The following is a 17,598-nucleotide window of genomic DNA, read 5'->3' as shown; positions in this document are numbered from 1 at the left end:
CGGCGGCGCGGGTCGGACCGCTCAGCACTTCACGGCGGCGAGCAGGCCGTGCCCGACCGGAAGCAACGCGGGGATCCAGTGCTCCGACTCCCGGATCGCCTTGATCGTCTCCCGGACGGTGACCGTCTCGAGGTCGCGGGCGGCCGGGTCGCCGATCCGCCCGCCCGCCAGCGTGCCGTTGAGCGCGAGCACCCCGCCCGGCCGCAGCAGCCGCAGCGCGGCGTCCACGCAGGCGGTGAAGCCGGTCGCCTCGGCGTCGACGAAGACCAGGTCGTAGGCGCCGTCCGCGAGCCGCGGCAGCACGTCGAGGGCCCGGCCGGTGATGATCCGGGTACGCCCCGACGGGAACCCCGCCTCGACGAAGATCCGCCGGGCGATCCGCTGGTGCTCCACCTCCACGTCGATGGTGGTGAGCACCCCGTCGGGCCGCATCCCGCGCAGCAGCCAGACGCCGCTGACCCCGGTGCCGGTGCCGATCTCCACCACCGCCCGGGCGTTGCCGGCGGCGGCGAGCAGTCGCAGCGCGGCGCCGGCGCCCGGCGTCACCGCGTCGACGCCCACCTCGCGGGCGAGGCTGCGGGCGGTCCGCAACACCAGATCCTCGGTGACGTAGGACTCGGCGAACTGCAGGGCCTGGGCCGTCGAGTTGCCGGAACTGGCGACCGTGGCGATGGGACACCTCCGGGCGGCGGGAGTGGTGCGGGGGGCGGGTTGGCGGTATGAGCCTAGAGGCGGGGTCCGAAGGGCGCAGCCGCGAGTCGGCGCTTGACGATCACGGGCGGCAACCGCTGACTCCACCCGGGGCATCCGTGCAATCCTGGACGGTATCCCGCGTGGCGTTGCCGGACGGCTCCGCCGGATCGCGGCGCGGGATGCGGGACGGACTGGGAGGCACCGACGTGACCGACGGCTGGGACTGGCGCCAGCCCGGCGGAACTCCGGCACCGGCGGGACGGCCGGCGTCCGGGTCCCCGCCAGGGCCGTACGGGGGCGGCCAGGCGTCGCCCTGGTGGTCCGACGCGCTCGCCGACCCGTGGCGCGACCCGTACGCGCCCGCCGCGGTGGTGGTGCCGGCCGTTCCCGCCGGCGGCAGCGAGCCGGAGCCGGTCACCGACCCGGACGCCCCCGGCCGGCCGAAGCTGCGCCAGGTCGTGCTGATCTCGCTGGTCACCGCGTTGCTGGCCGGCTCGCTCGGCAGTGCCCTGACCTACGCCTTCCTGCGCGGCGGGGGCGGCGCCACCGTGCTCGGCGCCCGTCCCGCCGAGGGCCCGGCCCTGGCCCAGCGCAAGCCGGAGTCACTGGCCGGCGTCGCCGAGAAGGTCCTGCCCAGCGTGGTCACCGTCCGGGTGGCCAGCCTCGGCGGGATCAGCGAGGGCTCCGGCTTCGTCGTCAGCGCCGACGGGCACGTGATCACCAACGACCACGTGGTGTCCGGCGCCACCGGCAAGGCGACCGTGGTCTTCAACGACGGCTCCACCGCCGCGGCGACCGTGGTCGGGCAGGACCCGGAGTCGGACATCGCGGTGATCAAGGTGGCCCGTTCCGGGCTCAAGCCGGTGGAGTTCGGTGACTCCGACGCGCTGGCCGTCGGCGACCCGGTGCTCGCCATCGGCTCGCCGCTCTCGCTGGCCAACACGGTCACCGCGGGGATCGTCAGCGCCCTGGACCGGACCATGCAGGCCGGCGAGCCGGGCGGCCCGGTGCGCTACTACGCGGCGATCCAGACCGACGCGGCGGTCAACCACGGCAACTCGGGCGGCCCACTGGTCGACGGGGCGGGCCGCGTGGTCGGGGTGAACTCGACGATCAAGTCGCTGGTCGCCGACGGGCAGGAGGCCGGCAACATCGGCCTCGCCTTCGCCATCCCGATCAACCAGGCCAAACGGGTCACCCAGGACATCATCGGCACCGGCAAGGCCCGGCGTACGGTGATCGGCGCCCAGGTCGGCGGCACCGGCGCGGCGGCCGGCGCCGGCGTACGCCTCAACGCGGTCGAGCCGTCCGGTCCGGCGGCGGCGGCCGGCCTGAAGGCCGGCGACGTGATCCTCCGGCTGAACGGCCGGCCGATGACCGAGCCGACCGACCTGGTGGCGCTGGTCCGCAAGTACGCGCCCGGCTCGGTGGTGACGGTCGAGTACCGGCGGGGATCCACCCGGCAGAACGCCTCGGTGACGCTCGCCGCAGATGCGAAGTGAGCACCGGTCACCCCCTCCCGGAGCGGCCTCCGACGTGCGTAGTCTTGCCCTGACACGGACGAGGAGGCCGGAGTGCTCGACAACCTGAACTGGTGGGAGATCGGCGCGCTGTTGCTCCTGGCGCTGCTGATCTTCGGGGACCGGCTGCCCACCGTGATCAACGACGGCCTCCGGATGGTCCGCAACCTGCGCAACATGGCCCGCAACGCCACCGGGGACCTGAGCCGCGAGCTGGGCACCGACATCCAGCTTGAGGATCTGCACCCGAAGGCGTTCATCCGGAAGCACCTGCTCACCGAGGAGGACGAGCAGGCCATCCGGAAGCCCCTGCAGAGCATGTACGACAACCTGCGCTCGGACGTCACCGGCGTGCACAACGAGCTGAAGGACGTCGCGAACGCGGCCGACCTGCGCGGCAACGGCACCCGCCCGGCCACGGCCGCCGGCGGCACCGCCCCCGCCCCGGCCCCCCGCCCCAGCTACGACGACGCCACCTGACCGTCGGGCCGGTCCTGCCCCCTCGTCACTGTCGCCGGCTCGCCGGCTCACTTCGGCTCGCTTGCCGGGCGGAAGGTGCTCGCCCGCCTCCTTTACTCTGCTTCACTCCCGGCAACACCCTGGGCACCCCGCCGGGCCGGCGGGCGGCCACGGGGAGCGCGAGGTGTTGCCTCCGCTGCAGCAGAGCAAAGGGCGCGCGGGGTAGGTCCCCGGTCGGTCACCCGGGGCGCCACGACGGCCCGGGAGCGGGATCCGGACACGAGAAAGGGGCACCCCGCAGCGGGGCGCCCCTTTCTGATCAGGCAGCGGTCAGCGGCCGGCGGGCTTGAGGCCGAGCGGCTTGCCGATCAGCGACTCGCGGCGGACAGCCAGGCGGTCGGCGACCTGGTTGAGCGCCTTCGCGGCCGGGGCGTCCGGCTCGGCCAGCACGATCGGGGTGCCGGCGTCGCCGCCCTCACGGACCCGGGTGTCGAGCGGGATCTGACCCAGCAGCGGCACCTGCGCGCCGATGGTCCGGCTCAGCGACTCGGCGACCGCCTCGCCGCCACCGGCGCCGAAGACCTCCATCCGCGAGCCGTCCGGCAGCTCCATCCAGGACATGTTCTCGATGACCCCGACCACCCGCTGGTGGGTCTGCAACGCGATCGCGCCGGCCCGCTCGGCGACCTCGGCGGCCGCCGTCTGCGGGGTGGTGACCACCAGGATCTCGGCGTTCGGCAGGAGCTGGGCGACCGAGATGGCGATGTCGCCGGTGCCTGGCGGCAGGTCCAGCAGCAGCACGTCCAGGTCGCCCCAGTACACGTCGGCGAGGAACTGCTGCAACGCCCGGTGCAGCATCGGGCCGCGCCAGACCACCGCCGCGTTGCCCGGGGTGAACATGCCGATCGAGATGACCTTCACGCCGTGCGCCTGCGGCGGCATGATCATGTCCTCGACCCGGGTCGGGGCGCCCTCGGCGCCGAGCATCCGGGGCACCGAGTGGCCGTAGATGTCGGCGTCGACCACGCCGACGGCGAGGCCGCGGGCGGCCAGCGCGGCGGCCAGGTTGACCGTGACGCTGGACTTGCCGACGCCGCCCTTGCCGCTGGCCACCGCGTACACCCGGGTGCGCGAGCCGGGCTGGGCGAACGGAATCACCGGCTCGGCGGTGGCGCCGCCGCCGCGCAGCTTCGACTGGAGCTCCTGGCGCTGCTCGGGGCTCATCACGCCGAATTCGATCTCGACACCCGTCACACCGGGCACCGCGGCCACGGCGGCGGTGATGTCGCTGCGCAGCTTGTCCTTCAGCGGGCAGCCGGCCACGGTGAGCAGCAGCTCCACCCGGACCACGCCGTCGTCGCCGATCTCGGCGGAGCGGACCATGCCCAGCTCGGTGATCGGCCGACGGATCTCCGGGTCGTTGACGGTGGCCAGGGCGGCCTGGATCGCGTCGGAGACGGTGCTGACGGGTGCTGACATGCCGGCAATGTTACGTCGGTGGTCATCGGCGTCCGGCGCTGGCAGGGGGCGGTGTGAGCGAATCGATGGCACCGACCGAGGGGTGGACGGGTCCGCCCGCGCCGCCGCCGGGCGGTCCGGCTCAGCCCTCCGCGCGGCCGTCCCGGGCGAAGTCGCCGTCCAGGTCGTCGCGGGGCTCGTCCAGCGGGTCGCCGCCACCGCGCGGGGCGCGCTCCTGCTGCCGGCGTTCCAGCCTCTGCCGGCGTTGCGCCGCCTCGTCCAGCTCCTCGGCGAGCCGGGCCAGCTCCGAGCGGAGGAAGTCCCGGGTGGCGACCTCGCCCATCGCGATCCGCAGCGCGGCGATCTCCCGGGCCAGGTACTCGGTGTCCGCCTTCTGCAGGGTCGCCCGCCGCCGGTCCTCCTCCAGCGCCACCCGGTCCCGGTCCGCCTGCCGGTTCTGCGCGAGCAGGATCAGCGGCGCCGCGTACGAGGCCTGCAACGACAGCACCAGGGTCAGGAACGTGAAGGTGTACGGGTCGAACTGCAGGTTGGCCGGGGCCAGCGTGTTCCAGACGAACCAGATGGTGATAACCACCGTCATGTAGACGATGAAGTTCGCCGTGCCCATGCCCCGGGCGATCCCCTCGGACCACCGGCCGAAGGTCTCCTGGTCGATCCGGGGCAGCCGGAGGCCCCGGGGCTCGCGGGGCTGGTCCAGCCGCTCGGCCCGCCGCTGTTCGCTCATCCGCCGTCCAGCTCCTCGTCGGCGGCGGCCGGGCTGGTCGCGAGGTCCCTGTCCCGCCAGTCCGGTGGCAGTGAGTGGTCCAGCACGTCGTCCACGGTGACCGCGCCGACCAGCCGCATGCTGCGGTCCACCACCGGCATGGCGACCAGGTCGTAGGTGGCCATCCGGCGGGTGATCTCGGGCAGCGGGGTGGTCGGCCGCAGCGGGTCGATGTCGTTGACCACCACCCCGCCGAGCAGGTCCGCCGGGGGCTCGCGGAGCAGCCGCTGGAAGTGGACCATGCCCAGGTACCGGCCGGTGGGGGTGGTCATCGGCGCCCGGGTCACGAAGACCTGCGCGGCCACGGCGGGGGAGAGCTGCTCCTCCCGGATCCGGGCGAGCGCCTCCGCGACGGTGGCGTCCGGCGGCAGGATCACCGGCTCCGAGGTCATCACGCTGCCGGCCGTACCGGAGGCGTAGCGGAGCAGCTGGCGGACCGGGTCGGCCTCGTCCGGCTCCATCAGGTCGAGCAGCACGTCCTGCTCGGGCGGGGGCAGCTCGTTGAGCAGGTCCGCCGCGTCGTCCGGGTCCATCTCCTCCAGCACGTCGGCGGCGCGTTCCCGGTCCAGCGCGGCCAGGATCTCCACCTGGTCGTGCTCGGGCAGCTCGCTGAGCACGTCGGCCAGCCGCTCGTCGTCCAGCGCCGCGGCGACTTCGTTGCGCCGGGCGTCGGGCAGGTCCTGCAGGGCGTTGGCCAGGTCGGCGGGGCGCATGTCCTCCAGCACCGCGAGCAGGTTGGCCGTACCCCGGTTGGCGGCGATGTCGCCCAGGCCGCGGACCCGGTCCCACTCGACCTGGTGCAGGTGCCCACGGCGGGTGAGTCGGCCGGTCTGCTCGCGGACCGCGACCCGGGTCAGCGACCACTCGCCGCCCCGGCTGTGCTCCATCGCCACGTCGACCACCGTCCCCGGTTGGCCGCCTGGCTGCACCTGCACCCGCCGGTCGAGCAGTTCCTGGAGCACCAGCAGCTCGTTCGGGCGCTTCTCGAAGCGGCGCAGGTTGAGGGTGCCGCTGCCGAGCACGACGGCGTCCGCGTCGATGGAGGTGATCCGGTTGATGGACAGGAAGATCCGCCGCCGCATCGGCATCTCGGCGACCAGGCCCACCACCTCCGGCGGACGCTGGGTCGCCCGGAGCCGGGCAACCGCGTCGCGCACCCGGCCCACCTGGTCACCGTTCGGGTCGAAGACGGCGACTCCGGCGAGTCGGGCGATGTAGACCCGGTTCGGCGTGCTCACGGGCACCAGCCTAAAGGCCTAGTGTTTATCAACATGTCGACCTTGTCCTACGAGATCGTGGACGTCTTCACCGACCGCCCCTTCGCCGGCAACCCGCTGGCCGTGGTGTTCGGCGCCGAAGGGCTGGCCACCGAGCAGATGCAGGCGCTCGCGCTGGAGTTCAACCTGTCCGAGACGGTGTTCGTGCTGCCGCCCACACAGGTCGGGGCGACCTACCGGGCGCGGATCTTCACCCCGGCCGAGGAGCTGCCGTTCGCCGGGCATCCGAGCGTCGGCGCGGCGGTCACCGCCAGCCGGCGCGGGCTGTTCGACGTGGGCCGGGTCACCCAGGAGTGCGGCGCCGGCGTGCTGCCGATCGAGGTGACCGCGTCGGGCGCCACGCTCACCGGCGGCACACCCACCCTCGGGCCCGAGCTGGACCCGGAGCCGCTGCTGGAGATGGCCGGCCTCACCGCCGCCGACCACGCCGGCCCCGCGCCGCGGGTGGCCGGCTGCGGCCTGGAGTTTCCCTACCTTCCGGTACGCCCGGACGCGGTGGCCCGCGCCCGGGTGAACGCGGCGGCGGCGGAGCGGTACGGCGTGGAGCACGTCAGCGTCTTCTCCTGGGACGCCGACACGCAAACCGCGCACGCCCGGGTCTTTGTGCCCGGCCTCGGCGTCCCGGAGGACCCGGCGACCGGCTCGGCCGCCCTCGGGCTGGGCGTCTGGCTGGTCGCCAGCGGGCTGCTCCCCGGCGAGGGAAGCTCGACGTACGCGGTCCGCCAGGGCGTCGAGATCCACCGCCCGTCGGCGCTGGCCTGCACGGTGACCGCGATCGGCGGGTCCGCGGTCGGTGCCACCGTGTCCGGCCAGGTGATGCCGGTGGCCAGGGGCGAGATCGCCGTACCGCCCTTCGTCGGCTGAGCGGACCCCGCGGCGGTGCGCCTGACGAGACACGGGGGCGGCTCCCGCCGGCTGAGCCGGCGGCGTACGAGAGGATGGCCGGTGTGACGGACGAGCTGGACAGCCGGGAGACGACGCCGCTGGTCGACGAGGCGGTGAAGAAGGCGGCGGTCTGCTGGGTGAGCGTCGGCGGCGGGCCGGCGTACGCGCTGTGGTGCCTGCCGCTCGACGGCGCGCTCCTCGTCGTCACCGGGCCCGGCGAGCAGTCCGCGCCCGGCCTGGCCGACGCCACCGAGGCGCGGGTCACCCTGCGCGGCGACCACGGCGGGCGGATCGTCACCTGGCCGGCCCGGGTGACCCGGCTGCGGCCCGGCACCGAGGAGTGGACCACGGCCGCCCCGCTGGTCGCGGCGAAGCGGCTGAACGCGCCCGGTCCCTCGGCCGACCTGGTGGAGCGCTGGGCGGCCGATAGCTGCGCGCTGAACCGGCTGGCTCCGGCCGGTGCGCCGGCCGCGGGCGCGGACCTGCCGGCGGAGTCGCTGGCGGAGGAGCCCCGGCCGGCCCCGGTGGTGCGGGCGACCCGCAAGCCGTTCCGGCTGCACAAGGTCCGCCGCCGCTGACCCGGGCGGGTCAGGGTACGGCGCAGGCGATCGGCTCGACGGCCGGGTCGACCAGTTCGAGCACCTCGGTCAGCGAGGTCAGCGCCCGTCCCGCCCAGCCCCGCTCGGCGTTGAAGACCAGGTGCCCGGTCAGGTCCGGCGCGGCCAGCCGGACCGCCGTCATCCCGGCCCGCTCGGCGCCGGTGAGTTCCTGACTGCCGCCGTCACCCACGTACAGGCAGTCGGCGGGGGCCAGTTCGAGCCGCCGGCACGCGGCCAGGTAGAGCGCCCGGTCCGGCTTGCAGCGCCCCACCTGCACGGAGAAGACCCGGACGTCCAGCAGCGGGGCGATCGCCAACTGGGGCAGGAACGCCGGCAGCTCGTGGGTGCAGTCGCTGATCAGCCCGGTGCGGACGCCCCGCTGGCGCAGCCCGGCCAGCACCGGCACCGCCTCGTCCCGCAGCCGGGTGTCGGCGCGAACGGCCCGGTGACGGGACGCCACGGCGGCGCGTACCGCCCCGTCGGACGGGTGCACGCCGGCCTGGTCGCAGACCCAGCGCAGGGTCGTCTCGGCGTTGCCGAGCAGCCCGCTGGCCCGCTGGTAGTAGGTGCGGTCGAGCACCTCCACCAGGGTGTCGTTGGGGCAGCCGAGCAGTTCGGCGGTGGACCGGTGGGCCGGGCCACGCTGGACGGACCGGGTGAGCGTGCCGAAGAAGTCGAACAGCACGGCCTGGAACCTGGGCATGGGGAAGCGCCTCCGGGCGTCGAGGGGGGTCGCCGGCGCGGACAAGCATGATCGTAACGGAATGCTGACGTTCCGTGCTGTCTGGTGACGTGTGAGGATTGCTCTCCGTGTCCTCCGATCCGCACCCGCCCCTGGACCCGCTGACCGTCGGCGTGGTCGTGGTCGCCGTCGCGGCCGTCTCGTCCTCCGCCCCGCTGGTCGCCTTCGCGGCCGCTCCCGCCCTCGCCGTCGCGTTCTGGCGCAACCTGCTCTCGGTGGCCGTGCTCGGCCCGTTCTCGCTGGTGAAGCGGCGGGCGGAATTCCGCGCGCTGACCGTCGGCGCCGGCCGGCGGGAGGGCCTGTACTGCGTGCTGTCCGGGGTGGCCCTGGCCGCGCACTTCGCTACCTGGATGCCGAGCGCGCAGCTCACCTCGGTCGCCGCGGCCACCGCGCTGGGTGCGACGCAGCCGGTGTGGCAGGGGCTGATCGCCCGCTGGCAGGGCCGGCGCCTGCCGGTGGCGGTGTGGGCGGGCATCGCGGTGGCGGTGGTCGGCGCGGCGGTGGCCACCGGCGCCGACTTCGGCGCCTCCGGCCGGGCGTTCGCCGGTGACCTGCTCGCCGTGACGGGCGGGATGTTCGCCGCCGTCTACACCGCGTTCGGCGAGCGGGCCCGGGCCACCATCAGCACCACCACGTACACCACCATCTGCTACGGCGTGTGCGCGGCGATCCTGCTGGTGGTCTGCCTGCTCGGCGGGGTACGCCTGCACGGCTGGGACGGCGGCACCTGGCTGGCCATCCTCGGCCTGGTGGCCGGTGCCCAGCTGCTCGGCCACTCGATGTTCAACTACGCCCTGCACCGGATCTCCGCCACCACAGTCAGCGTGCTGATCCTGTTGGAGGCGCCCGGCGCGGCCCTGATCGCCTGGGTGTGGCTCGGTCAGCTGCCCCGGCCGCTGGCGCTGCCCGGCCTGGCCCTGCTGCTGGCCGGCGTCGTCGTGGTGGTCCTCGCCGGCGCTCGCACCCCCCGCCGCCCCGCCCCCGTCCCCCTCCCCGCCGACCCCACCCCGCTCGCCGACTGAGCCCCCGCGCGCCGCCCCGGATTCCCGGCAAGAGTGGCGATTCTCCAGCCGGAGGAGCCACTTTCCGTGAAAGTGCGGGGGGAGGGGGCGGGATGGCACAGGAGCAGGCGGGTGACGACGAGGCCGAGCGCGGCACCGTCGTCACGCCCTCGGCCGAGTTTCCCCCGCTGGCGCCGGAGGAGCGGGCGGCGCTGCGCCGGATCGGCGAGCGCTGGCGCGACGCCGGCCGGCCGGACGAGCTGCCTGTGGACCCGACGCTGGGTCGCCACCGTCGTGAGCCGGCGCCGAGCCGCTTCGGCCGGTTGGCGCCGATCGAGATGTTCACCGTCGAGGAGCCGGACGAGCTGGTCGCGACCGAGCCGGCACAGGTGCCCGGCACGCGGCTGGGGCGAGGGCTCAGCCGGCTGCGGGGGGCGCTCTTCGGCCCGCCGCTGCGCAGCTCCGCGGTGCTGTACGAGCGGATGCGCAAGCTGGTCGCCCTGCCGATCCTCTCCTCGGACCTGCTCAGCTCGGTCGCGTACGGACCGGAGGCGATGCTGACCGTGCTGGTGCTGGCCGGCGGTGCCACGCTCGGGCTGTCCCTGCCGCTGGCCGCTGCGTTGGTCGTGCTGATGATCGCGGTGGGGCTGTCGTACCGGCAGACCATCCCGGCCTATCCGCACGGCGCCGGTTCCTACATCGTGGCCAGCGACAACCTCGGTGCCACGCCGGGGCTGGCGGCCGCGGCGGGTCTGATGCTCGACTATGTGCTGACCGTGTCGGTATCGGTGGCGGCCGGGGTCAGCGCGATCACCTCGGCGCTGCCCGGGCTGGGGCCGGCCACCGTGCCGCTCGGGGTCCTGGTGATCGCGGTGCTGCTGGCCGGGAACCTGCGCGGGGTACGTACCGCCGGCAACATATTCGTGCTGCCCACGTACGCCTTCGTGGCCGCCCTCCTGGCGTTGCTGGTGGTCGGCTACCTGCGCGCGGCGGGCCGGGGGTTCGCGCCGGTGCCCCCGCCGGCGGTGCCGGCGGCAGAGGGGCTGGGGCTGCTGTTGGTGCTGCGCGCGTTCGCCTCCGGGGCGGTGTCGATGACCGGCATCGAGGCGGTGTCGAACGCGATACCGGCATTCCGGCCCACCGAGTGGCGTAACGCCCGCACCACCCTCGGCTGGATGGTCGCCATGCTGGTGGTCCTCTTCGCCGGGCTGGTCGTCCTGATCCACCTCGACGGCCTGGCGCCCCGGCCGGACCAGACCCTGCTCTCCCAGCTCGGCCGACTCACCTTTCCCACCGGCCCCTGGTATGCCCTGCTCCAGGCCACCACCGCACTGATCCTGCTGCTGGCGGCGAACACCGCGTTCAACGACTTCCCCCGGCTGCTCTTCTTCATGGCCCGCAACGGTCACGCGCCCCGCCGGTTCCTGCACATGGGGGACCGGCTGGCGTTCACCAACGGGCTGGTGACGCTCTCCGTCGCAGCGGGAGCTATCTTCGTCGCGTTCGGCGGGCACACCACGTCGCTCATCCCGCTCTATGCCGTTGGGGTGTTCCTCGCCTTCACCCTCTCCCAGGCCGGCATGGTGGTGCACTGGCGACGCCACCGTGGGCCGGGTTGGCGGCGGCGGCTGGCCATCAACGCGGTCGGCGCGAGTCTGTCCGGCGTCGTGCTGCTGACCGCCGCGTTCTCCAAGTTCACCGAGGGCGCCTGGGTGGTGGTGATCGCGGTACCTCTGCTGGTGCTGCTCTTCCAGCAGATCCACCGGCATTACGCGACGCTGCACCGGGCGCTGGCGCTGCACCCGCCGCCGGCCGCCGGGTCCGCGGTGGGCGGCGGGCCCGCGGAGGGCGGCGGGCCCGCGGAGGGCGAGGAACTGCCCCAGGAGGTACGCCACCTGGTGATCGTGCCGGTCGCCCGGCTGAACCGGGCGTCGCTGCGCGCGCTGGCGTACGCGGCCTCGCTGGGTCAGCCGACCCTGGCCGTGCACATCGCCCCGGAGGACGCCGAGGCGGACCGGTTCCGCGAGCAGTGGCAGGCGTGGGGCGACCACGTGCGGCTGGAGATGATCGTGTCGCCGTACCGGGCGGTGATCGGGCCGCTGGCGCACTACCTGGAGGCGTTGCACGCTTCCCGGGCCGATCTGACGCTCACCGTGATCGTGCCGGAGGTGGTGCTGCGCCGCCGCTGGCACCGGCCGCTGCACAGCCGGGCCGAGCAGCGGCTGCGGGCCGCCCTGCGGGCGCTGCCGGGGGTGGTGGTCACCAGCGTCCCGGTGCACATCTCCGACTGAGGCTCACAGGCGCGCCGAGAGTGGAGTGAGCAGGTATCCGATCCGCGCGGACCCTTGGTTTACGGTGTGCGACGTGATCGAGCCGAAGTACTGGGAGCGCATCAGGTCCGCCGACGGAGTCGTTCCGACGGACCTACCGTTGCCCCGCCTTGTCGCGGAACTCGAGGACATGCTTGCGCTGCCGGACGCGCACACCCGCGACGAGATCGCTTACGAGGTTCTCGGCGACTGGGTGCTGCAGGGGGTGTGTGACGCCGACCTGGTCGGGTTGGGCGACCGACTGGTCGCCGCGATCGGCCGGGGGCTGGGTGAGGTCGGTACGGACAGCGTTTTCGGGCGCAGCTTCGCCGCGTTGGTCCTCGGCCTGGTGATCGAACGCGACATCGTGGCCGAGATCGTGGACGGCGAGACGATGACCCAGTGGCTGAACGACTTTCTCGACTGGTTCGCGGCCGAACGCGACCTGCGAGGCGTCACCGATCCGCGGCGAGGCGTGGCACACGTGCCCGCCCACGCCGCCGATGTCATCGCCACCCTCGCTCGCAGCCGTCATGTCGACGCCGCCGCTGCCGGCCGGCTCCTCGACGCGATACCGGCACGGTTGGTCGACACCGCTGGCACCACCCTGCTGCTCTCCGAGGACGAGCGCCTGGCGTACGCGTCGATGGCCCTGCTGCACCGCGGTGACCTGCCCGCCGGCCGGCTCGAGCGGGCCATCGCCCCACTGCGGGAGCTGTCGACGGTACGTCACCGCCATGACCTCGACCCGCGCGCCCACGCCCGTCTCAACGCGATCAACTACCTCAGGGCGCTCTACCTGCAGCTCGACCTCGGAGTCAAGGCCATGCCCTGGTACGCCGCCGACGACCACTTCGCCGCACCGCCGCCCGATCGGAGAGCGATGTGTGCGGTGATCGCGGACGTGTTGCGACCGTTCTCCTACTGGTACGCCGACGCCGGTACTCCTGACTAGTGCACCTGCGGGGCGCTGCGGCCGGTCGGCAGCTGGACCTCGTGGACCTCCAGCACGTGGGTGGTCGGAGCGGCGTCGCCGAGGGCGGCGCGCAGCGCGGCCCGGTCCGGGTCGCCGAGGAACGACTCGTAGCCCGCGCGGGAGGCGAACCGGATCACGTGCACCTCGGTCCGCCCGTCGCCGGTACGCAGCCGCCGCTCCAGCCGCCCGTCGTGCCGCCCGAGCAGGGCGAGCACCGTGTCCTCGTACCGCTGACCGGCCTCGACCGCGTCGGCGGCCAGCTCGACCAGCGCGACTAATCGCAGCGCGGCGGCCGGGTCGTCGACCAGCGACTTCCAGAAGTGGTGGTCGACGTGGCCGCCCGGGATGCCGTCGCGGATGCCGGTGTCGGAGTAACCGTGCCGCCGGTAGAAGCCGGGTGCCTGGAACGAGAAGGACGACACCGAGATTTCGGTGCAGCCCCGGCGCCGGGCCTCCTCCTCGGCGGCCCGCAGCATCCGGCCGCCCCAGCCCTGGTGTCGGCGGTCCGCGCGGACCCACATCGTGTTGAGCCCGGCGCGGCCGCCCCAGGTCCAGCCGGTCAGCCCGCCGACCAGCTCACCGTCGGCGTCGGTGACCCGTACCGAGAGGTCTGCCTCGTCGTCGGTGCCGGTAGCGGCGTTGTTGAACGCGGTCAGCTCCCGCCCGATCCGGGCCTCCAGCTCCGCGTCCGCGCCGCCCACCCGCATCGTCGCGCCGTCGGCGCGACCCGTGTCGGCGCTGCCCGTCCCATTGTCGTTCTCCGTGGTCATGGCGCGGAGTGTGGCAGCGGTCCGCGGCCGGACGCCACCGGGAAACCCGTCACCCGTCGATGCCGACGGCCTTCGCGCTGGCCGTCCAGAGCCGGGCGGCGAGCCGCGGGTCGGCCGCCTTGGCCAGCGGCCGGCGCGGCCGCCGGTCGGCGTAGTAACCGCCGTCGACCAGCCGGGACGGGTCCTGGTTGGCCAGCCAGACCAGTGTCTCCGCGCCCTTCTCCGGGCTGCGGAACGGCAGCAGCCGCATGCCGAGGGCGACCAGCCGGCTCTCGTTGCCGAACCGGGTCCGCACCACGCCCGGGTGGAACGAGTACGCCGGCACGTCCGGCCAGCGCCGGGCCGCCTCGGCGGTGAAGAGGATGTTCGCCTGCTTGCTGGTCCCGTACGCCCGCATCGGCCGGTAGCGGCGCAGCGCGGCGTTGAGATCGTCGGGGTCGAGCGCCCCGCTGCGGTGCGCGCCGGAGGCGGTGACCACCATCCGCCCGATCCGGTCGCGGAGCAGGTTGCTGAGCAGGAACGGGGCCAGGTGGTTGGCCTGCATGCTCAGTTCGAACCCGTCGAGCGTGGTCACCGGCTGGAGCACGATGGCGCCGGCGTTGTTGGCCAGCACGTCGATCCGGTCGTACGACTCCCGCAGCCGCTCGGCGAGCCGGCGGACGTCGTCGAGGACGGCGAAGTCGGCGCGGAACAGCTCCGGGCGCTCGCCGCAGGACTCGCGGACGCGGTCCCCGGCCGACTGCAGGCGGGCCGGGTCCCGGCCGACCAGCACCACCCGGTCGCCCCGGCGGGCCAGGTCGACGGCGGCGGCCAGTCCGATGCCGGAGCTGGCGCCCGTCACCACCACGGTCCGACGGCCAGTGAGATCTTCCACAGGTCCATTCACCCCGGTCACGGCACGAGGTTACCGTGGCGTCACAAAGACCTTTGGGATCGTTAAGTTCTCGGCTTGTCATTCAGGTGGCGTCGGCGTGCCCGCCGGGCGCTGGAAGGAGCGCATCCATGGCCGCTGTCGGTCGCCCCCGCCGGTCCTGCCTCGCGGTACCCGGTTCCAGCGTCAAGATGCTCGGCAAGGCTCAGGGCCTGCCGGCCGACCAGGTCTTCCTGGACCTGGAGGACGCGGTCGCCCCGCTGGCCAAGCCGGACGCGCGGAAGAACATCGTCGCCGCCCTGAACGAGGGCGACTGGGCCGGCAAGACCCGGGTGGTCCGGGTGAACGACCTGACCACGCCGTGGACCTACCGGGACGTGATCGAGGTGGTCGAGGGCGCGGGCGCGAACCTGGACTGCATCATGCTGCCGAAGGTGCAGAACGCCGCCCAGGTGCACTGGCTGGACCTGACGCTCACCCAGATCGAGAAGACGCTCGGCCTGGAGGTGGGCCGGATCGGCATCGAGGCGCAGATCGAGAACGCCGCCGGCCTGGTCAACGTCAACGCCATCGCGGCCGCCTCGCCCCGGGTGGAGACCATCATCTTCGGGCCGGCCGACTTCATGGCCTCGATCAACATGAAGTCGCTGGTGGTCGGCGCGCTGATCCCGGACTACCCGGGCGACCCGTACCACTACATCCTGATGCGGATCCTGATGGCCGCGCGGATGCACGACAAGCAGGCCATCGACGGCCCGTTCCTGCAGATCCGGGACGTCGACGCGTTCCGCGAGGTGGCCAAGCGCTCGGCGGCGCTCGGCTTCGACGGCAAGTGGGTGCTGCACCCCGGCCAGATCGACGCGGCCAACGAGGTCTACTCCCCGGCCCAGGCCGACTACGACCACGCGGAGCTGATCCTCGACGCGTACGAGCACTACACCTCGGAGGCGGGCGGCAGGCTCGGCGCGGTGATGCTCGGCGACGAGATGATCGACGAGGCGTCCCGCAAGATGGCCCTGGTGATCGCGGCCAAGGGTCGCGCGGCCGGGATGACCCGTACGTCGAGCTTCACCCCGCCGTCGGAGTGAGCGGAGGCCGCCGCGGCCGGGGTGCGGAAGGGCCGTCCCGGTCGACCGGGACGGCCCTTCCGCGTCAGAAGCTGCTGCTGCTCGTGTCGCCGTTGGCGATCGCGATCACGATGACCACGACGTAGAAGGCGATCAGCAGCACCAGCAGGCCGGTGAGGATCCAACCGACGATGATGGCGGCCTTGGCCATCCCCTCGCCCTGCTCGCCGGTCTGCCGGATCTGCTTGCGGGCGGCGTGCCCGAGGATCGCGCCGATCGGCGCGGTGATGCAGGAGGCGAAGCCGACCAGCGAGAGCACCAGCGCCACGATGGCCAGGGTGTTGGTCTTCGCGGCGGCCGGGTAGCCGTACCCCGGGTAGGCCGGCGGCGGGTAGCCGCCCGCGGCGTACGGGTCGGCCATGGGCTGCCCGCCCGGTGCCGCGGCGTACGGGTTGGTCGTGGCCTGCCCGCCCGCGTACGGGTTGGTCGGGGCGTACGGGTCGGCGGAGGTCGGCTGGGCGGGGATCGGGCTGCCCATCGCGAGGGTCGGGTCGGCGGGCGGGGTGGACTGCTGGCCGGCCGCGGACGGGTCCTGCCAACCACCGGACGGCGGGGGATAGCTCATCAGGTTTCATCTCCGTTGAATGCGGGTGCGCCGTCAGGGTAGCCAGCCCTTCCCAAAACCGAGGACCCCCTTTCCGGGTGCCGCGTTGCCCGGAAGGTCCACAGCGGGCAGGATCGCGGCATGGCACTTGACGCGCGTGGTGGTCGACCGAGACGGGACGTGAGCCGCCCGGGCCTGGTCCGGCGCAGCCGCGGCACCGCCCCGGCGGGCGCCGAAGACACCGACCAGCCGGCGCCGCTCGCCGAGCCGGTCACCATGCGTCTCGACGGCCGGGTCGCCCTGGTCACCGGGGCGGGCAGCCCGGACGGCATCGGCTACGCCACCGCCCGTCGGCTGGCCGACCTGGGGGCGCGGGTCGCGATCGTCTCCACCACCCGGCGGATCCACGAGCGGGCCGGCGAGCTGGGCGTGACCGGTTTCGTGGCCGACCTGACCGACGAGTCGGAGGTGGGCGCGCTCGCCGACGCGGTGGCCGAGCAGCTCGGCGACGTGGAGGTGCTGGTCAACAACGCCGGCCTGGCCAGCCGGGCCAGCCCGGAGGTGCTGCGGCCGGTGGCCCAGCTCAGTTACGACGAGTGGCGCGGCGAGATCGACCGGAACCTGACCACCGCGTTCCTGTGCAGCCGGGCGTTCATCAACGGGATGGCCGAGCGGGGCTGGGGTCGGATCGTCAACCTGGCGGCGACCGCCGGTGCGATCAACGCGCTGCCCACCGAGGCCGCGTACGCGGCGGCGAAGGCGGGCGTGGTGGGGCTGACCCGGGCGCTGGCGATGGAGATGATCGCCGACGGGGTGACCGTCAACGCGGTTGCCCCCGGCACCATCTACACGGCGGCGTCCACGATGGCCGAGATCAAGCAGGGACTGGGCACCCCGGTCGGTCGGCCGGGCACGCCGGACGAGGTGGCCGCGGCGATCGCCTTCCTCTGCTCGCCGGCCGCCTCGTACATCACCGGGCAGATGCTCGTGGTCGACGGCGGGAACAGCGTGCGGGAGTCGCAGTTTCGCTGAGTCATGCGGCGGCGGGCGCGGGTCAGTTGTAGGAGCCGCCGCTGTCGGAGTTCGCCCAGATGGCCACGGCGATCCAGCCGCAGCAGGCGAGCAGCCCGATCGCGGTGAAGACGTAGCTGAGCACCAGGCCCCAGGTGGCGAGCTGGCCGCCCTCCTCGCCGGTCTGCCGGATCTGCCGCTTGGCCAGGTGGCCGAGGACGATCCCGGCCGGGGCGAAGACGAAGGCGAAGACCAGCGACAGGACCGCCATCACGTTGGTGCCACCGCCGCCCCCGCCCGGCGGTGGGCCGTACTGGCCGTACGGCGGCTGCGGCGCGTACGGCGGCTGCTGCCCCCACTGCGGCTGCTGGCCGTAGGGGTCGTGGTGCGGCGGCTGGCTGTAGGACGGCGGCTCGCCGTAGGGCGGCGGCTCGTATGGCGACGGGGGCTGATCCGGCTCCCCGGGTGGTGGATAACTCACCCTCGCTCGCCCCCTCCGTCGCAGCTCACCGGCCTTCTCTCTTGCGGACGCTACCCGCAGCGGTGAACCTTTTCACAGCGGTTGTGTGGAC

At 73.6% G+C, this 17,598-nt stretch carries 18 protein-coding genes; 9 read left to right on the top strand and 9 right to left on the bottom strand.

Annotated elements, in window-relative coordinates:
* Nucleotides 1-21 precede the first annotated feature (21 nt).
* Nucleotides 22-630, bottom strand: coding sequence for an O-methyltransferase (locus tag OG799_RS25625; protein ID WP_406046405.1), 609 nt, complete (start codon nt 628-630; stop codon nt 22-24).
* A gap of 254 nt (nt 631-884) precedes the next feature.
* On the opposite strand from OG799_RS25625, the gene OG799_RS25620 reads away from it, so the two are divergent.
* Nucleotides 885-2,195 carry a S1C family serine protease gene (locus tag OG799_RS25620; protein WP_406046404.1) on the top strand — a complete coding sequence of 437 codons (1,311 nt, stop codon included), beginning with the start codon at nt 885-887 and terminating at the stop codon, nt 2,193-2,195.
* Between the two features lie 72 nt (nt 2,196-2,267).
* Nucleotides 2,268-2,693, top strand: coding sequence for a preprotein translocase subunit TatB (locus OG799_RS25615; protein ID WP_406038305.1), 426 nt, complete (start codon nt 2,268-2,270; stop codon nt 2,691-2,693).
* A gap of 309 nt (nt 2,694-3,002) precedes the next feature.
* Here the strand turns inward: OG799_RS25615 and OG799_RS25610 are convergent, their stop codons facing one another.
* The 3 genes from OG799_RS25610 to OG799_RS25600 all read right to left on the bottom strand — a co-directional run bounded on the left by OG799_RS25610 (nt 3,003) and on the right by OG799_RS25600 (nt 6,152).
* A complete protein-coding gene (locus OG799_RS25610) occupies nt 3,003-4,151 on the bottom strand; it encodes an Mrp/NBP35 family ATP-binding protein (RefSeq protein ID WP_406038303.1) in 1,149 nt (382 codons plus the stop codon).
* Nucleotides 4,152-4,272: 121 nt separating this feature from the next.
* Nucleotides 4,273-4,875 (bottom strand): DUF1003 domain-containing protein, encoded by a 603-nt coding sequence (locus tag OG799_RS25605; protein ID WP_406038301.1) that lies wholly within the window; start codon nt 4,873-4,875, stop codon nt 4,273-4,275.
* Entirely contained in the window at nt 4,872-6,152 is a 1,281-nt protein-coding gene (locus OG799_RS25600; RefSeq protein ID WP_406038300.1) for a magnesium transporter MgtE N-terminal domain-containing protein, read from the bottom strand. The genes OG799_RS25605 and OG799_RS25600 overlap by 4 nt, the downstream gene beginning before the upstream one ends.
* Nucleotides 6,153-6,185: 33 nt before the next feature.
* On the opposite strand from OG799_RS25600, the gene OG799_RS25595 reads away from it, so the two are divergent.
* Together OG799_RS25595 and OG799_RS25590 are read left to right on the top strand one after the other, a co-directional pair.
* The gene (locus tag OG799_RS25595; protein WP_406038298.1) at nt 6,186-7,055 is read left to right on the top strand and encodes a PhzF family phenazine biosynthesis protein; all 870 of its coding nucleotides are present in this window, start codon (nt 6,186-6,188) and stop codon (nt 7,053-7,055) included.
* A 74-nt stretch (nt 7,056-7,129) separates the two neighbouring features.
* Nucleotides 7,130-7,654 carry a hypothetical protein gene (locus tag OG799_RS25590; protein WP_406038296.1) on the top strand — a complete coding sequence of 175 codons (525 nt, stop codon included), beginning with the start codon at nt 7,130-7,132 and terminating at the stop codon, nt 7,652-7,654.
* Between the two features lie 10 nt (nt 7,655-7,664).
* Here OG799_RS25590 and OG799_RS25585 read toward each other — a convergent pair whose 3' ends face one another.
* Nucleotides 7,665-8,378 (bottom strand): HAD family hydrolase, encoded by a 714-nt coding sequence (locus OG799_RS25585; RefSeq protein ID WP_406038294.1) that lies wholly within the window; start codon nt 8,376-8,378, stop codon nt 7,665-7,667.
* Nucleotides 8,379-8,476: 98 nt separating this feature from the next.
* Here OG799_RS25585 and OG799_RS25580 point away from each other — a divergent pair, with 98 nt between their 5' ends.
* From OG799_RS25580 to OG799_RS25570, 3 genes are all read left to right on the top strand, one after another.
* A complete protein-coding gene (locus tag OG799_RS25580) occupies nt 8,477-9,439 on the top strand; it encodes a DMT family transporter (protein ID WP_406038292.1) in 963 nt (320 codons plus the stop codon).
* Between the two features lie 92 nt (nt 9,440-9,531).
* A complete protein-coding gene (locus OG799_RS25575) occupies nt 9,532-11,709 on the top strand; it encodes an amino acid permease (protein WP_406038290.1) in 2,178 nt (725 codons plus the stop codon).
* 73 nt (nt 11,710-11,782) lie between these two features.
* The gene (locus OG799_RS25570) at nt 11,783-12,682 is read left to right on the top strand and encodes a DUF2785 domain-containing protein (RefSeq protein ID WP_406038288.1); all 900 of its coding nucleotides are present in this window, start codon (nt 11,783-11,785) and stop codon (nt 12,680-12,682) included.
* On the opposite strand, the gene OG799_RS25565 is transcribed toward OG799_RS25570, so the two are convergent.
* Both OG799_RS25565 and OG799_RS25560 read right to left on the bottom strand, forming a co-directional pair.
* Complete coding sequence (locus tag OG799_RS25565) at nt 12,679-13,473, bottom strand: GNAT family N-acetyltransferase (protein ID WP_406038286.1); 795 nt, start codon at nt 13,471-13,473, stop codon at nt 12,679-12,681. The two genes, OG799_RS25570 and OG799_RS25565, sit on opposite strands and share 4 nt — an antisense overlap.
* 49 nt (nt 13,474-13,522) lie before the next feature.
* A complete protein-coding gene (locus OG799_RS25560; RefSeq protein WP_406038284.1) occupies nt 13,523-14,347 on the bottom strand; it encodes an SDR family NAD(P)-dependent oxidoreductase in 825 nt (274 codons plus the stop codon).
* Between the two features lie 128 nt (nt 14,348-14,475).
* Here OG799_RS25560 and OG799_RS25555 point away from each other — a divergent pair, with 128 nt between their 5' ends.
* Nucleotides 14,476-15,432, top strand: a complete 957-nt coding sequence (locus OG799_RS25555; RefSeq protein WP_406038282.1) for an HpcH/HpaI aldolase/citrate lyase family protein — start codon at nt 14,476-14,478, stop codon at nt 15,430-15,432.
* Nucleotides 15,433-15,496: 64 nt separating this feature from the next.
* Here OG799_RS25555 and OG799_RS25550 read toward each other — a convergent pair whose 3' ends face one another.
* Complete coding sequence (locus tag OG799_RS25550; RefSeq protein WP_406038280.1) at nt 15,497-16,036, bottom strand: DUF4190 domain-containing protein; 540 nt, start codon at nt 16,034-16,036, stop codon at nt 15,497-15,499.
* Nucleotides 16,037-16,156: 120 nt separating this feature from the next.
* Between OG799_RS25550 and OG799_RS25545 the strand changes: the two genes are divergently transcribed.
* Nucleotides 16,157-17,047 (top strand): SDR family NAD(P)-dependent oxidoreductase, encoded by an 891-nt coding sequence (locus tag OG799_RS25545; protein ID WP_406038278.1) that lies wholly within the window; start codon nt 16,157-16,159, stop codon nt 17,045-17,047.
* Nucleotides 17,048-17,069: 22 nt separating this feature from the next.
* Here OG799_RS25545 and OG799_RS25540 read toward each other — a convergent pair whose 3' ends face one another.
* Complete coding sequence (locus OG799_RS25540; RefSeq protein ID WP_406038276.1) at nt 17,070-17,507, bottom strand: DUF4190 domain-containing protein; 438 nt, start codon at nt 17,505-17,507, stop codon at nt 17,070-17,072.
* Nucleotides 17,508-17,598: the final 91 nt, after the last annotated feature.

The organism is Micromonospora sp. NBC_00898 (assembly GCF_045207895.1).
GTDB lineage: Bacteria > Actinomycetota > Actinomycetes > Mycobacteriales > Micromonosporaceae > Micromonospora.
The sequence above is the reverse complement of the archived record's forward strand: the minus strand, read 5'-3'. Positions and strand labels throughout refer to the sequence as shown.

Bases quoted from the DNA above. Each gene is read 5' to 3' on its own strand.
- OG799_RS25610 (WP_406038303.1), bottom strand. From the start codon at position 4,151: ATGTCAGCACCCGTCAGCACCGTCTCCGACGCGATCCAGGCCGCCCTG.
- OG799_RS25585 (WP_406038294.1), bottom strand. From the start codon at position 8,378: ATGCCCAGGTTCCAGGCCGTGCTGTTCGACTTCTTCGGCACGCTCACC.
- OG799_RS25605 (WP_406038301.1), bottom strand. From the start codon at position 4,875: ATGAGCGAACAGCGGCGGGCCGAGCGGCTGGACCAGCCCCGCGAGCCC.
- OG799_RS25555 (WP_406038282.1), top strand. From the start codon at position 14,476: ATGGCCGCTGTCGGTCGCCCCCGCCGGTCCTGCCTCGCGGTACCCGGT.
- OG799_RS25545 (WP_406038278.1), top strand. From the start codon at position 16,157: ATGGCACTTGACGCGCGTGGTGGTCGACCGAGACGGGACGTGAGCCGC.
- OG799_RS25565 (WP_406038286.1), bottom strand. From the start codon at position 13,473: ATGACCACGGAGAACGACAATGGGACGGGCAGCGCCGACACGGGTCGC.
- OG799_RS25595 (WP_406038298.1), top strand. From the start codon at position 6,186: ATGTCGACCTTGTCCTACGAGATCGTGGACGTCTTCACCGACCGCCCC.
- OG799_RS25575 (WP_406038290.1), top strand. From the start codon at position 9,532: ATGGCACAGGAGCAGGCGGGTGACGACGAGGCCGAGCGCGGCACCGTC.
- OG799_RS25590 (WP_406038296.1), top strand. From the start codon at position 7,130: ATGGCCGGTGTGACGGACGAGCTGGACAGCCGGGAGACGACGCCGCTG.
- OG799_RS25550 (WP_406038280.1), bottom strand. From the start codon at position 16,036: ATGAGCTATCCCCCGCCGTCCGGTGGTTGGCAGGACCCGTCCGCGGCC.